Genomic DNA, 14,862 nt, shown 5'->3' with positions numbered 1-14,862 from the left:
CGCCTAGCCCCGGTCGCGGAAGCGGTTGGTGATCGGGTAGCGGCGGTCGCGTCCGAAGTTCTTCTTGGTGATCTTGACGCCCGGCGCCGATTGCCGGCGCTTGTATTCGGCGATGTAGAGCAGATGCTCGACCCGGTGTACGGTCACCTCGTCATGGCCGCGGGCGACGATCTCGTCCGTCCCCATTTCCTTTTCCACCAGGCATTCGAGAATGTCGTCGAGCACCGGATAGGGCGGCAGCGAATCCTGGTCCGTCTGGTTGGGACGAAGCTCGGCCGAAGGCGCCTTGTCGATAATGTTCTGCGGAATGACGATGCCGGAAGGACCAAGCGCGCCCGGAGGAACCGTGGTATTGCGCCAGCTCGAGATGGCATAGACCTGCATCTTGTAGAGGTCCTTGATCGGGTTGAAGCCGCCGTTCATGTCGCCATAGAGCGTGGCATAGCCGACCGACATCTCCGACTTGTTGCCCGTGGTCACAACCATCGAGCCGAACTTGTTGGAGATCGCCATCAGGATCGTGCCGCGGGTGCGGCTCTGCAGGTTCTCCTCGGTGATGCCTGATTCCGTGCCTTCGAACGTATCGGAGAGTGCGCTGAGGAACCCTTCGACCGGCTCGGAGATCGGCACGATGTCGTAACGGCAGCCGAGGGCCTCGGCGCATTCCTTGGCGTCCTTCAGCGATTCCTGCGAGGTGTAGCGGTAGGGCAGCATGACCGTGCGCACCCGCTCCTCGCCGAGCGCATCGACGGCGAGCGCTGCGCAAATGGCGGAATCGATACCGCCGGAGAGGCCAAGCACGACATTCTTGAAGCCGTTCTTGTTCACATAGTCGCGGAAGCCGAGCATGCAGGCGCGGTAATCCGCCTCCTCCCGCTCCGGCAGGCGCGACTTCAGGCCGTGCTCGCAATGCCAGCCGCTCTCGCCCTTCTTCCACTCCACGATCGAGATAGCCTCTTCGAACTGGCTCATCTGGAAGGCGAGCGACTTGTCGGTGTTGAAGGCGAAGCTGGCGCCGTCGAAGACCAATTCGTCCTGGCCGCCGAGCTGGTTGGCATAGATCATCGGCAGGCCGGTCTCGATCACCTGCTTCAGCACGACCTGATGGCGCACGTCGACCTTGCCGCGATAATAGGGCGAACCATTCGGCGACAGCAGGATTTCAGCACCGCTTTCGGCCAGCGTCTCGCAGACGCCGAGATCGCCCCAGATGTCCTCGCAGATCGGAATGCCGATGCGCACACCGCGGAAATTGACCGGTCCCGGCATCTCGCCCGGATCGAAGACGCGCTTCTCGTCGAACTCGCCATAGTTCGGCAGATCGACCTTGTCGCGGATCGCGATCACCTTGCCATCGTCGAGTACTGCCACGGCGTTATGTCGGCCGGTCTTCGACAGGCGCGGGAAGCCGATGATGACGCCCGGGCCGCCATCGGCCGTCTCGGCGGCCAGCTTTTCGACGGCCTGGAGGCAGGCCTTGAGAAAGGCCGGCTTCAGAACAAGGTCTTCCGGCGGATAGCCCGAAATGAACAGCTCCGTCAAAAGCAGGAGATCGGCGCCCTGTCGCGCCGCATCGGCGCGCGCCTCACGCGCCTTGGCCAGGTTTCCGGCGATGTCGCCCACGGTCGGATTGAGCTGGGCTACGGCGATACGAAGGAGCGAGGGGGCGTTTTTATGGGCGGTCATGAGCGGGCCTGTCGGTCTGTCCTGAACGATTGCATCTGACTTTCGCAATGTTCTTTAGCGCAATCTGCGGAAAAATACCCACAGCCAATCGCAGCCACGCGAAAAAAACCGAAAACTTCTGTTTTTCCCGGTCCTTATACTGGGCCGTTCGTGCGGCTTCACGCCACGAAAAGCCACCCTCCATTCCCGTTAAGAAACCATTCATCCCCTGTTCAAAATGACGGGCGTATGACAGTTACACGACGCATTTATGAAATTGGAGAATATGTTGGCCAGTATCGATTCCGCTGTCGCGCGAGGCTCACGTGTCTATGCCGATCGACCCGGCTTCGCCGCACGGCACGCCAAGACGCTCGCTTCCACGCGCAGCGCCCTGTTCTCCCTGTTCGTTGCAACTGCCCTTGTCTTCGCCGTTGAACTGATCGTCCGTCAGTCGCTGACCGATACCCTATCCTATGTCCTCGACCCGACGCGCCCGGCGCTGACGACCATCGGCATATTCTTTCTCATTCTGCTCGCTGTCGACGGTATTTTCGGCCGCGAGCACAAGTCCGCCGTGGTGATCGCGCCGCTGGCACTTCTGCCGGCCGTCATCTGCCAGCAGAAGCAGGTGTTCCTGTCCGATCCGCTCTATCCGACCGACTTCCTGTTCGGCCGCCAGATCATGGAGCTGATGCCCGTGCTGGTAAAGGACCGTCCGTGGACGGCGGTCGGCATCGCGGTCGGCCTGGTTGCCACCGTCGTCGCCATCGCCCTCCTGTTGCGCTTTGCCTGGCGGACCTTCCCGAAGCTGACGACCCGCGAGCGTGTCGCCCGCCTCGCCTTCGCGCTGCCGCTGCTCGTCGCCTTCTGGAACATCATGGATTACAACCAGTTCTCCTGGATCCGTGATCGCCTGAAGGTCATCCCGATCATGTGGGACCAGACCGAGAACTATAAGCACAACGGCTTTGCGCTCGCCTTTGCGATCAACCTGCCGATGGCCAATGTCAGCGCGCCCGCCGGCTACATGGCCGACGCGATCGACCGCATTCCGGTGAAGCCGCTTCCCGCCGGCACCTCGCACCGCGGCAAGCCCGACGTCATCGTGCTGATGAGCGAATCCTTCTGGGATCCGACCCGCCTGCCGAACGTCAAGCTGTCGCCCGATCCGATGCCGACGATCCGCGAAATGCAGTCGGGCAACGTCTTCTCGCCGGAGTTCGGCGGCATGACCGCCAATGTCGAGTTCGAGGCGCTGACCGGCTTCTCGAACGCGTTCCTGCCCTACGGCAGCATCCCGTACCAGCAGTACATCCGCAATCCGATCCCGTCGCTTGCCACCTTCTTCCGTGGCGAAGGTTACGTCTCGCGCGCCATCCATCCGTTCCAGAGCTGGTTCTGGAACCGCACCGCCGTCTACAAGGCATTCGGCTTCGACATGTTCAAGTCGGAAGAGAACATGCCGCCGATGCAGAAGCGCGGGATCTTCGCCTCGGACGACTCGCTGACCAACGAGATCATCCGCCAGGCCGACGCGATGGACGACCCGTTCTTCTTCTTCGCCGTCACACTCCAGGGCCATGGCCCCTATGAGGCCAACCGCTACGCCAACAACACCATCAAGGTCGAAGGCGACCTGCCCGAGGCCGACCGCCAGGTGCTTGCCACCTACGCGCAGGGCATCAAGGAGGCTGACGACAGCCTGAAGAAGCTGATGGACTGGGCCAAGAACCGCGATCGCGAAACGGTTATCGTGCTTTTTGGCGACCATCTGCCGCCGCTTAACACCGTCTATACCAGCACCGGTTTCATGAAGGGTGTGACGGCGGAGCGCAAAGGTTCGAAGGAGCAGATGAAGGCGCAGCATGAAACGCCGCTCGTCGTCTGGTCGAACAAGACTGGCCCGAAGAAGAACGTCGGCACCATCAGCCCGGCCTTCCTCTCCTACCAGATCCTCAAGCAGTCCGGTTACGAGCATCCCTACTACACCGGCTTCCTCGGCAAGGTGTATGACCAGTACCGCGTTGTCGACCGCTACATGCTGATCCGCAAGAATGGCAAGGAAGTCGCCGAGTGGTCGCGCCAGCCGAAGGTGCCGGCACTCCTGCGTGACTACCGCTTCCTGCAACACGACATGATGTTCGGCGACCGCTTCTCGACCGACCGGTTCTTCAAGTCACACGCTGATCTCTTCGCCAGCGTCGAAACCCACTGATCGAAGACCGGAGCGGCCAGCAACCGCTCCGGTCCTTGCGGCATTTTCGCGTACCGCCTGATTTCCTTGCGGCGCTGACGCGCTAGATTGTCTCCGGCCAACTCCGGAGATCGCCATGCCGCACTTCAATGACATATCGAAACAGCTTTTCGGCAAGCCGCTCAGCGAGCTCGGAGAGATCGAGCGCCGCATTCTTACCCATGCCCGGGACCGACGCACGCTCGCCACCGATTCACATGCCGCCTTCACGGCACGGCTCTCCTTCGGCGACAGGCTCGCAGACAACATCGCCCGCGTCGGCGGCTCCTGGAGCTTCATCATCGGCTTCTGCGGCTTTCTCGTCTTCTGGGTTTTGCTGAACACCATTCTGCTCGCCACCGGCGCCTTCGATCCCTACCCCTATATCTTCCTCAACCTGATGCTTTCGATGCTCGCCGCGCTGCAGGCGCCGGTCATCATGATGTCGCAGAACCGCCAGGCGGAGCGCGACCGCTTCGCTGCCTCGAAGGACTACGAAGTCAATCTCAAGTCGGAAGTCGAATTGATCGCACTGCATCACAAGGTCGACGACGTGTTGCTGCGCGAGATCTCCGAATTGCGCGCGGACCTGGCGACGCTCAACCGGCAGCTCGAACGCTATCGCACGCCCCCCGGACAGGAGTGACCGGACCCCGGCCGAACCGGGACGATGCGCTGACGATAGGCAAGCCGGCCCTCGCGCAGATTTCGGCGCCCGGACGCGGACGCGCGCAGCCGCCGCGACAGGGCGAAAACTAGCTCATTATCATAAATACTAATTCAACTGTGAATACACATTTTGCAACATTCGCGAAATGCATTGGGATTCAACAACTTATCGGAGTATGAAAAAATTAATATTTGAGGATCACGTTATGGGTGCAGGGACATTCGAGAAATACAGCAACGTGGGTACGCGGAGATGCTGCAATGTCCAACTTCAAGCGCCTGTTAGGCGGCCGGGACGGGGCCGCTGCGATCGAATTTGCAATAATAGCACCACTCTTCTTCATGTGCGTGCTGACCCTGATCGCCTATGGCGTCTATCTCAGTGCCGCCCATTCCATTCAGCAGATTGCTGCCGATGCCGCCCGCACAGCCATCGCCGGCCTCTCCCAAACCGAGCGTGAACGGCTCGCGACCGACTATATCCGTCGCACGACGATGGATCAGGCCTTCATCAAGTCGTCGCGCATGACCGTCACCGTCAGGGACGACGCCAACAACGCAAACCAGTTCACCGTCCGGATCAAATACGACGCCGGCGACCTGCCGATCTTCAACCTGTTCACATTCGCCATGCCGAGCGAACAGATCGAGCGCTTCGCAACCATCCGCATCGGAGGGGTCTGATATGCTGTGGAAACCCATGCGCTCCCTCGCCCGAGCCCGTAGCGGCAATATCGGTATCTCGGCCGCCCTGGCCATGCCGTTGGTGATCACGTCCATGGCCCTTGCGATCGACTACGGCTACCTGACCGTCCAGAAGCGTGAAATGCAGTCTTCGGTCGATCTCGCTGCGATCGCGGCAGCGGCCAACGTCTCCGCCGCCGAGAAGGCCGTGCTCAACCACTTCGCCAACAATGGCCTGAACTACGGCGTATCGACGCCGAACGGTTTGTTGACCATCGACGGCAAGACCCTGCCGCCCGGTGACATCAGCACCGCCAAGCTTGATGGCGTCGCGACCGTAGCGCGCGGGCGCTACGTCCCCGATCCGTCGGTCGATGCCGGCCAGCGCTTTATCAAGGACGCCACGCCCACGGACGCCGTGCAGGTGATGCTCGAAAGGAAGGGCGACATCTTCCTCGCCTCGATCTTCAGCGCCCCGCCGGACCTCAGCGTCTACGGCACGGCGGCGAGTTCGAAAATCGCGGCCTTCTCCGTCGGCTCCCGTCTTGCAAGCCTCAATGATGGGCTGCTCAACTCCATCCTCGGGCAGATGCTCGGAACGACGATCTCGCTCAAGATCATGGATTACCAGGCGTTCATCGACGCCGACATCGATATCCAGCCGTTCCTGAAGATCATTGCGACCAGGCTCAACCTGACGGCGGCGTCCTATGAAGACGTACTCAAGGCAAACCTGACGATGCCGCAGCTGCTTGCCTCCATGCGGCTCGTCCAGGGCCTGTCCGGAACGGTCACGGCCGCACTCAAGAGCATCGAGCTTTCGACCTCGAACGACAAGCGCACCTTCACCTTGGCGCAAATCCTCAACCTCGATCCGAAGAAGAGCCTGCAGGTCGACGCTGGCTCCGATTGGGCGATGCGCGTAAGCGCGCTGCAGATCGTGTCGGCGGCTGCAGCCATCGCCAATGGCGAAAACCAGATCGCCCTCAATGCCGTGGCCGGCCTTCCGGGGATCGCATCTGCCAAGGTCAAGCTTGCGATCGGCGAGCCGCCCGTCGAAACGCCAAGCCACCGCCTCGGCACGCCTGGCGCAGCAATACGCACCGCCCAGACCCGCCTTGCCGTCGAAGTCAACGTCGATGGCCTGGCCGCCCTTGCCGGCATTCGCATCCGACTGCCGATCTATGTCGAACTCGCCTATGCGGAAGCCAAGCTCGCCGACATCAGGTGCTATGGCGGCACGCCCGAAAATGCTTCGGTCAGCGTCGATGCCGTGCCCGGCATTGCCGAAATCGCCATCGGCGACGTCGATCCGGCGGTCCTGTCCAACTTCTCGTCAGACGCGCGGGTACAAAGAGCCAAACTCGTGGACGCCCTGGTGGTCAAGATCGATGCGCTGGCCCATGTCGAGGCGCAAAACCTCAAGCCGACGCGCCTGAGCTTCAGCCCGTCCGAGGTCGCGGCCCGGTCGATCAAGACGGTCTCGACCAAGGACATCCTGACCTCGACGACGCAAACGCTCCTCAACAATCTCGACCTGAACATACAGGTCCTGTTCCTGACGCTCGGCAGCCCGACCATCGTGCAGCAGGCATTGGCCCAAACGCTCGGAGCCGTCACCAAGCCGGTCGACGATCTGCTCTACAACCTTTTGCTGCTCGTCGGCGTACGGGTCGGCGAGGCCGATGTCCGCGTCACCGGCGTCAAGTGCCAGTCTCCGGTCCTCGTGCAGTAGACCCGTTCAAACGGGGCGTTCGACGGCCACCGTCAACGCCCCGTTGAACAAATTCGGTTGCTGACACGTTATGCACAAGGTAGCCCTAGTAAAAGGAATGCAGCTGAGCGCGGCTGGCCGGCGGGGCACCGAGAGTGCCCTTCACTTGGCGGGCCGCGCAAGCATTGGGGGTATGCGCAGCAGATGCATGTGATGGCAGAGCAGGAAGGCGCAGCGCGGGATGGCTCGCTCGCCTTCACCGCGGAAGGTTTTCTTTGTCATCCGGAGTTACGCAACGTGCTCCAGGCGAGCGCGCGCGATCTGATGGCGGCCTACGACATGTTTCCCCGCATCGCTCGCCTTGTCGCCTCCCACCAGAAATGGACGCTCAGCCAGGCCGTCTACGCCCTGCACCTCGAGCGTGAGCCCGGCAACCCCGAAACGGGAGTTACGACCGCCCGCCTTCTCAAGTTCATCCATGAGACCGGCGGCGCCAGCCGCAATACCGCCGCTGCCTTCATCGCCGAACTGCTGACCTACAAGCTTTTGCGCGACGCGGAGGGCGGCCGGGGTCGCAAGAAGATCCGTCCGCTAGAGCCGACCGAAATCAGCGAAGGCGCCATGCTGCGCTGGTTCATGAGCCAGATGGGAACGCTCGATCGCTTCGACGGCCAAGGCCGTGTCGCCCGCGTCGAAGCCGACCGCACGGTTTTCGAACGGGCTCAGCCGATCGCCGCCCGCCTGCTGCTTTCGGATCGCCGGTGGACCCAGCCGCCGGAAGGTGTCGCGGCTTTCGTCTGGACCGAGTGCGGTGGCCTCCTGCTCGACGATCTCATGGCGCGGCCGAAGAGCCTTGAGCCTGTGAATGGTAAAGTCTGGCTGGAGGCGAACCTCTCGGATCTCGCCACGCATTACATGATCTCGAACACCCATATCCGGCGCATCTTCACGCGGGCCCAGGATCTCGGCTTGCTTGGAAGAGCCGATGAGGGGCAGCGCGGCCTGTTCTGGTTGAGTGAGCGGCTGATCGAGGAATATTGCCAATGGCAGGCAGTTAAGCTTGCCGGCCTTGCCAACGGCTTCGAGCAGGCCGAGCGACAGGCGGCAAACCCGCCGGCCTGAACCTCAGACGCGGCCGGCTGCGAATTTCGGCAGGTCGTCCTTGATCTCGTAGAAATCGCCCTGATCTTCGCAGAAGATATGGTAGCCCGGCTTCAGCACCGTCGGCTTGTCAAAGGCGCCCGCGAGGATCGACGTGTAATCCGAACCGTCCGCCTTCCAGAACAGCGCTGACCCGCATTGCCGGCAAAAGCCCCGGCTGGCGCTGTCACTGGCCCTGTACCAGGTTACGTTTTCCGCGCCCTTCAGCTCGAAGTCCTGGTCCTGCACGTTGGTGGCGGCGTAATAGAGCCCGGTCTGCTTCCGGCATTGGCTGCAGTGGCAGAAGATCAGCTCGCGCAGCTCGCCGCGCGCTTTGAAGCGAATGGTGCCACAAAGGCAGCCCCCGTGATGAATGTCCTGCATTGCCCCTCCCCAAGTTCATGACCCCTCGATCCTGCCATGGAGCGTGCCGACGCAAGCCACAGCCCGCGCCGCGCCCTGCTCCAGACACGAAAATGCCGGGCCAGCTTCCAGAGCCGGCCCGGCATTGTCAAATTCAAAGCATCCAAGCGACGTTCAGAAAACCTGAACAATGCCAGAGATTTAGATCAGCCGTTGACGACCATCTTCTTCTCGTCGCGGCCGCCCTTCATGCGTTCGGCGAGCAGGAAGGCGAGTTCCAGCGCCTGGTCCGCGTTGAGGCGCGGATCGCAATGGGTGTGGTAACGGTCGGCGAGATCGTCGCCCGAAAGCGCACGCGCACCGCCGGTGCATTCCGTCACGTCGTTGCCGGTCATCTCGATATGGATGCCGCCCGGGTGCGAACCCTCGGCGCGGTGGATCTGGAAGAAGCTCTCCACTTCCGACAGGATCCGCTCGAACGGACGGGTCTTGTAGTTGTTGAGCGTGATCGTGTTGCCGTGCATCGGGTCGCAGGACCAGACCACCTTCTTGCCTTCGCGCTCGACCGCACGGATGAGGCGCGGCAGATGCTCGGCCACCTTGTCATGGCCGAAACGGCAGATGAGCGTCAGGCGGCCGGCTTCGTTGGCCGGGTTCAGAAGGTCGATCAGCTCCAGCAGGCCATCGGCCGTCAGCGACGGACCGCACTTGAGGCCGAGCGGGTTCTTGATGCCGCGGCAGTATTCGATATGCGCATGGTCAGGCTGGCGGGTACGGTCGCCGATCCAGATCATGTGGCCGGACGTGGCGTACCAGTCGCCCGAGGTCGAGTCGACGCGCGTCAACGCCTGCTCGTAGCCGAGCAGCAGCGCCTCGTGGCTGGTGAAGAAATCGGTCTCGCGCAGGCTCGGGTGGTTTTCCGAGGTGATGCCGATCGCCTTCATGAAGTCCATGGTCTCGGAGATGCGGTCCGCAAGCTTGCGGTAGCGTTCCGCCTGCGGGCTGTCCTTGACGAAGCCGAGCATCCACTGGTGCACGTTGTCGAGGTTGGCATAGCCGCCCATCGCAAACGCGCGCAGAAGGTTCAGCGTCGCAGCCGACTGGCGGTAAGCCATGATCTGGCGCTCCGGGTTCGGAATGCGCGCTTCCTCGGTGAACTCGATGCCGTTGATGATGTCGCCGCGGTAGGACGGAAGCGTCACGTCACCCTGCTTCTCGATACCCGAGGAGCGGGGCTTGGCGAACTGGCCGGCGATACGGCCGACCTTGACCACCGGCTGCTGTGCACCGAACGTCAGAACGACGGCCATCTGCAGGAAGGCGCGGAAAAAGTCGCGGATCGTGTCAGCGCCGTGCTCGGCAAAGCTCTCGGCGCAGTCGCCGCCCTGCAGCAGGAAGCCGCGGCCTTCGGCGACATTGGCGAGGGCACTCTTCAGACGACGGGCTTCGCCCGCAAACACCAGCGGCGGATACTTCGCGAGGCGCGCTTCGGTCGCCTCAAGCGCTGCCAGGTCCGGATATTCCGGCACCTGCTGGATGGGTTTCTGCCGCCAGCTGTTTGGAGTCCAAGTCTGTGCCATTTCGATCACCTGTTGTCTGCCGCGGATCCAACCGCGCGGGTCACGCCCTGACGGCCAATGGCGGCCGCCCGGTATTCTGAAATTTCACTCAACATCCGCTCGCCCTGCCCCGGTCACTTGGCCAAGCCTCGTGCCCGCCCAGCCGGAAACGCCGCGGAATGCGGGCTTATAGACGTTAAGGAAACGCTTGGAAAGCCATCCTACCAGAATTCATTGCTTTGCAGGGCGCCCGGGGCGCAACGATATTTCCGCGGAGCGCACGATCCCGAAAGTCCTGCTCCCTATATCGAAAGAACGCTGCGCAGTTTCAATGGGATAGTGGCATCCCTGATGCTACAGCCGCCGCCAAGATAGGCGACAGATTGTTCAGCGATCGTGCCCGGCGGCTTGCGGCCGGCAATGGCTGGCCCTCACGTCCCAGCGCGCGCGTGTGCGTTCGGTGAGTGGCGCATCGGAACGCGTCAAGCGCGCGTCCGATCTGCGCCGGTTAAGCAGAAAAGAGAAGGCCGGCAGCACCCAGTGCAGGCCACGCCACTCCGGTCCGTCGAGCGGATCATCCAAGCCGTTGCGTGACCCGCGGCGACGTTCACGCTGCAGAACCGTCCACATGACCGCCCAATGTTCAAACATGGTCTCGCCTCCTTTGCCTTGAGACAATCGGAGACCTAATGTCTTCGCCGGCAGCGTTGTAGGCGCACCGTTGAAAGACGTCTTTCATCCGCGAACGGAAGTCAGGGCGGACGACCCGCGCTACTACGAGACAATGACCGCCATGGAGTGCTTATGGCCGAGGCAGCCTGGGACGATTTGAAACTCTTTTATCACGTTGCGACCGAGGGTGGCTTGAGCGGGGCTGCCACGCGAACGGGGTTGAGCGCGCCGACCATCGGCCGCCGCATGCTCGCGCTCGAGCGAGCGACCGGCAGGGCACTCTTCATCCGCAGCCAGCAAGGCTACCGCCTCGCCCACGATGGCCAGATCCTGCTCGAACATGTCCGTGCCATGCGGAATGCCGCCGCAAATATCTCCGATTGGCACCGCGACGCCTTCGCGCTGCCGATCGTCTCAGTCGCAAGCGACGCCTGGGTCGCGGGCTTCGTGGCCGATCATTCAACCGACATCCGCGGCTCGGGCGACGGCTTTCGCTTTTGCTGCAAACATGCGCACCGCGGCCTCGACCTGACCTTCAGAGAGGCCGATGTGGCCGTCCTGTACGAACAGCCCCGCTCCGGCAACGTGGCAGTGCGCCGCTCGGTGAACATCGCCTATGCCGTCTATCGCGCCCGCAACATGCCGGAGCGCGAGGACTTTCCCTGGATATCGATTGGCACCGAAGTTGCCAGCTCGCCGGCTGAAAAATGGGTCTTTGAAAACCGCGAGCAGCAGATCCATACGTGGACCGACAGTGCCGCTCTTCTCGTGCGGCTGATCCGCAATGGCGCCGGCCGCGGCGTCCTGCCCGCCTTCGTCGGCGAAGGTGATCCATTCCTGAAGCGCGAAGGCGAATTGATCGAGGGCCTGACGCATCCGTTGTGGATCGCGGCAAACGACGACGACCGGCGCCGTCCGGAGGTCCGGACGGTCATCGATCGTCTCGCCGATCTTTTCAAACGCGAGGAGGCGCGGTTTGCAGGAGCTTCCGCCTGAGGCGGCTCAGACCCGCTCGCCCTTGCGGATGCGATAGGACGGCGAATACATCGTTACCAATTCTTCCGCCGCCGTCGGGTGCACCGCCATCGTCCGGTCGAAATCGTCCTTGGTGCAGCCGGCCTTCAGCGAAATGCCGAGCAGCTGCGCCATTTCGCCGGCGTCGTGACCGAGGATATGGGCGCCGAGCACCTTGCGGTCGGCGGCATTGACGATCAGTTTCATGATCATCTTTTCCTTGCGGCCCGAAAGCGTCGCCTTCATCGGCCTGAACTCGGCGCGGTAGACTTCGAGTTCGTCGAACCGGCGCGTCGCTTCCTCTTCGGTCAGGCCGACGGTACCGATTTCCGGCTGCGAGAAGACGGCAGTTGCGATCAAGTCGTGGTCCGGCGACACCGGATTGTTCTTGTACTCGGTCTCGATGAAGCACATCGCCTCATGGATCGCGACCGGCGTCAGCTGAACGCGGTCCGTCACATCGCCAAGCGCATAGATGCCGGGCGCGCTGGTGCGCGAGAAGGCGTCGACGATGATGGCGCCGCGCTCGTCCGTCTTGACGCCGGCGGCCTCCAGGCCGAGACCTCTGGTGTTCGGCACACGCCCGAGCGCCAGCATGACCTGGTCGGCGACGATGTCGCCGTGCTTCATCGTGTGCGCGACGCGCTTGCCGTCGGCGTCGAGCGCAACGGACTGGATGATGTCCTCGCAAAGGATGCGGATGCCCTTCTCCTCCATCGCGACGTGCAGCCCGCGGCGCAGGTCATGGTCGAACCGCGAGAGAATTTCCTTGCCGCGATAGATCAGCGTCGTCTCGACGCCGAGGCCGTGGAAGACATTGGCGAACTCGACGGCGATGTAGCCGCCGCCGGCGATCAGGATCGACTTCGGCAGTTCCGCAAGGTCGAAGGCTTCGTTGGAGGAAATGCAGTGCTCGTGGCCGGGCAGCGCGTCATGCGGGGTCGGATGACCTCCGACGGCAATGACGATGCGTTCGGCCGTTACCGTCTTGCCGCTGTCGAGCAGGCGAACCGTGTTCGGGCCGACGAGCTCGGCGCGCGTATGCAGGATTTCGGCGCCCGCATTGTTGAGGCCCTTCTGGTAGAGCCCTTCGAGCCGGGTGATTTCCTGCTCCTTGGCGGCGACCAGCTTCTTCCAGTCGAACGTGCTTTCGCCGACCGTCCAGCCGAAGCCCGCTGCATCTTCGAAGTGCTCGGAAAACTGCGACGCGTAGACATAAAGCTTCTTCGGAACGCAGCCGCGGATAACGCAGGTGCCGCCATAGCGAAACTCTTCCGCGATCGCGACCTTCTTGCCGAGGCTTGCTGCAAGGCGCCCGCTGCGCACGCCGCCCGAACCGCCGCCGATTACGAAAAGGTCATAGTCGAAAGCGGGCATGGGCAGTCTCCTGAAAGCAAGCGGGCCGAAATGGCGATCTGAAAAGCGCGCCGAACGATCCTGGGCCGACACGCAACCGGGCGCAGCCGATGGCCGCGTCGCAGGCACATATAGTGGAGCCTCCGGGCAAAAGAAAAGCCCGGATCGCTCCGGGCTCCTCGAAACGTGATGAAGGCGCTCGGCGCCGCAGCTTATTGTGCCGGCGCCTGAACTGCACCTTCGGCTGCTGCCGGCTGGGTGGAGCCGACCTTCTCGTCGAGCGACTTGGTCGCTTCCTGGGTCAGGTCGCGCGATACGCCCGATGCCCAGATGTCGGCGGCCTTCAGGAGTTCGCGGGACGCGATCGGGCCGTCGTTCAGGAGCTTCTTGCCGGCGGCGGAGTTGTAGAACTCGGTGATCGCGTTCAGCTCTTCGAGCGAAAAGGTCTTGGCGTAGATCGTCGCGGCTTCGTTCTCGAGATCGGCGCGGCGGGCGGCAAGGCTCAGCGCCTTATCGTCGACGGTCGCGGTGATCAGTTCCTGATGGTTCGGCGATGCCTGGATCAGCGTGTTCTTCAGGCGCTCGGCAAGGTTCGGCAGAATGTTGTCGAAGCTGTTGGTTACGCCGAGAGCAGCGATCGTCGCGCGCGCCGCCTTGATCTGGTCTTCGGAGACGTCCTGGGCCTTAACCGCCGGAACGGACGCAGACAGCAGAACCGCGGTGGCAGCGAAAGTGCGGACAAGACCTGCGAGTTTGTTCATTTTTACCCTTGCTCCTGTGTTTGTCGCATGCTGCCCGGGCGATTGCCGCCGCCAGGCCCGCATGTATGGAAACCTGTTGTCTTCACCGCTCCTGCCCCTGACGGGGCAGCGAAGCCGGCTCAGGACGCAGTCAGCGTGCGTGCCCCTTGCGGCCCGGCAATGATTGCCAGCGAAGCGATGCCGATGAAAAGCCCGTGCTCGACGACGCCGGGAATGGCATTCAGCTCCCCGGCGAGCGCATCTGCATCAGGAATACGGCCAAAAGATGCATCGAGAATGAGGTGCCCGCCGTCCGTCAGAAAGGCGCCGTCATGGGACTGGCGGACAGTGATGTCGCCGGAAAGTCCGAGGCGCGAGGCAACCTTTTCGATCGCGATCCGGGTTGCCACCTGACCGAAAGGATTGACCTCGATCGGAAGCTTGAAGGCGCCGAGAACGTCGACCACTTTCGTCTCGTCGGCAATCACGATCATGCGCTTGGACGCAGCCGCAACGATCTTTTCGCGCAGCAGCGCGCCGCCGCCGCCCTTAATCAGACGCAGCTGACCATCGACCTCGTCGGCGCCGTCGATCGTCAGGTCCAGTTCGGGCAGCTCGTCGAGCGACTTCAGCGAAACACCGAGTTCGAGGCAGAGCCGCGCCGTGCGCTCCGAGGTGGGAACGCCTTCGATGCGAAAGCCCGCTGCAACCTTCTCGGCCAGGAGCCGCACAAACTCCTCGGCCGTGGAACCCGTGCCGATGCCGAGACGCATGCCGTCTTCGACATATTCCAGCGCCGCGGCCGCGGCTTTGATCTTCATTTCGCGGGCGTCCATGCGCCGGTCGCTCCCTTGTGATTCGCACGGGCAGCAGGCCGCAATCAGCGAACGGCCGCCCGTTTTTCCGCTGTGACACTTACACGCCCGACGACGCAAACAAAAGTCAAAATGAAATCGGCACTCAGGATTCCGTGTGCTTGCCGGCACCGCTTGCCATTGCAATCGCCGATGAGTTCGCCTACCCGATCAACAACGGTTTTCAGCGCCAAGA

The 14,862-nt window shown here is 62.5% G+C and carries 14 protein-coding genes; 6 read left to right on the top strand and 8 right to left on the bottom strand.

The window, feature by feature from the left end; translation table 11 throughout:
• Window positions 1-3 precede the first annotated feature (3 nt).
• Complete coding sequence (locus ASD63_RS03745; protein WP_034795073.1) at window positions 4-1,686, bottom strand: NAD+ synthase; 1,683 nt, start codon at window positions 1,684-1,686, stop codon at window positions 4-6.
• 268 nt (window positions 1,687-1,954) lie between these two features.
• On the opposite strand from ASD63_RS03745, the gene ASD63_RS03740 reads away from it, so the two are divergent.
• From ASD63_RS03740 to ASD63_RS03720, 5 genes are all read left to right on the top strand, one after another.
• Window positions 1,955-3,883, top strand: a complete 1,929-nt coding sequence (locus tag ASD63_RS03740) for an LTA synthase family protein (protein WP_082572785.1) — start codon at window positions 1,955-1,957, stop codon at window positions 3,881-3,883.
• A 115-nt stretch (window positions 3,884-3,998) separates the two neighbouring features.
• Window positions 3,999-4,547, top strand: a complete 549-nt coding sequence (locus ASD63_RS03735) for a DUF1003 domain-containing protein (RefSeq protein WP_034795080.1) — start codon at window positions 3,999-4,001, stop codon at window positions 4,545-4,547.
• A 284-nt stretch (window positions 4,548-4,831) separates the two neighbouring features.
• Entirely contained in the window at window positions 4,832-5,254 is a 423-nt protein-coding gene (locus ASD63_RS03730) for a TadE/TadG family type IV pilus assembly protein (protein WP_034795083.1), read from the top strand.
• Between the two features lies 1 nt (window position 5,255).
• A complete protein-coding gene (locus tag ASD63_RS03725) occupies window positions 5,256-6,989 on the top strand; it encodes a TadG family pilus assembly protein (protein WP_244497211.1) in 1,734 nt (577 codons plus the stop codon).
• A 192-nt stretch (window positions 6,990-7,181) separates the two neighbouring features.
• The gene (locus ASD63_RS03720; RefSeq protein WP_234852485.1) at window positions 7,182-8,090 is read left to right on the top strand and encodes a hypothetical protein; all 909 of its coding nucleotides are present in this window, start codon (window positions 7,182-7,184) and stop codon (window positions 8,088-8,090) included.
• 3 nt (window positions 8,091-8,093) lie between these two features.
• Here the strand turns inward: ASD63_RS03720 and ASD63_RS03715 are convergent, their stop codons facing one another.
• The 3 genes from ASD63_RS03715 to ASD63_RS03705 all read right to left on the bottom strand — a co-directional run bounded on the left by ASD63_RS03715 (window position 8,094) and on the right by ASD63_RS03705 (window position 10,681).
• Window positions 8,094-8,492, bottom strand: coding sequence for a GFA family protein (locus ASD63_RS03715; RefSeq protein WP_060520690.1), 399 nt, complete (start codon window positions 8,490-8,492; stop codon window positions 8,094-8,096).
• A gap of 185 nt (window positions 8,493-8,677) precedes the next feature.
• Complete coding sequence (locus ASD63_RS03710; protein WP_034795289.1) at window positions 8,678-10,051, bottom strand: 3-deoxy-7-phosphoheptulonate synthase class II; 1,374 nt, start codon at window positions 10,049-10,051, stop codon at window positions 8,678-8,680.
• 366 nt (window positions 10,052-10,417) lie between these two features.
• Window positions 10,418-10,681 (bottom strand): hypothetical protein, encoded by a 264-nt coding sequence (locus ASD63_RS03705; protein ID WP_034795092.1) that lies wholly within the window; start codon window positions 10,679-10,681, stop codon window positions 10,418-10,420.
• Between the two features lie 153 nt (window positions 10,682-10,834).
• Between ASD63_RS03705 and ASD63_RS03700 the strand changes: the two genes are divergently transcribed.
• On the top strand, window positions 10,835-11,698 hold the full coding sequence (locus ASD63_RS03700) for a LysR family transcriptional regulator (RefSeq protein ID WP_034795095.1): 864 nt from the start codon (window positions 10,835-10,837) through the stop codon (window positions 11,696-11,698).
• Window positions 11,699-11,704: 6 nt separating this feature from the next.
• On the opposite strand, the gene gor is transcribed toward ASD63_RS03700, so the two are convergent.
• The 4 genes from gor to ASD63_RS34865 all read right to left on the bottom strand — a co-directional run bounded on the left by gor (window position 11,705) and on the right by ASD63_RS34865 (window position 14,860).
• Window positions 11,705-13,093, bottom strand: a complete 1,389-nt coding sequence (gor, locus tag ASD63_RS03695; RefSeq protein ID WP_034795096.1) for a glutathione-disulfide reductase — start codon at window positions 13,091-13,093, stop codon at window positions 11,705-11,707.
• 191 nt (window positions 13,094-13,284) lie between these two features.
• Complete coding sequence (locus tag ASD63_RS03690) at window positions 13,285-13,833, bottom strand: DUF2059 domain-containing protein (protein ID WP_034795099.1); 549 nt, start codon at window positions 13,831-13,833, stop codon at window positions 13,285-13,287.
• Window positions 13,834-13,952: 119 nt separating this feature from the next.
• The gene (rpiA, locus tag ASD63_RS03685) at window positions 13,953-14,648 is read right to left on the bottom strand and encodes a ribose-5-phosphate isomerase RpiA (RefSeq protein WP_034795102.1); all 696 of its coding nucleotides are present in this window, start codon (window positions 14,646-14,648) and stop codon (window positions 13,953-13,955) included.
• 44 nt (window positions 14,649-14,692) lie between these two features.
• The gene (locus tag ASD63_RS34865) at window positions 14,693-14,860 is read right to left on the bottom strand and encodes a hypothetical protein (protein ID WP_156552961.1); all 168 of its coding nucleotides are present in this window, start codon (window positions 14,858-14,860) and stop codon (window positions 14,693-14,695) included.
• Between the last annotated feature and the right edge of the window lie 2 nt (window positions 14,861-14,862).

Origin of the sequence: Ensifer sp. Root558 (genome assembly GCF_001427045.1) — a bacterium.
Classification (GTDB): domain Bacteria; phylum Pseudomonadota; class Alphaproteobacteria; order Rhizobiales; family Rhizobiaceae; genus Ensifer; species Ensifer adhaerens.
This window is presented reverse-complemented; position numbering and strand designations above follow the sequence as displayed.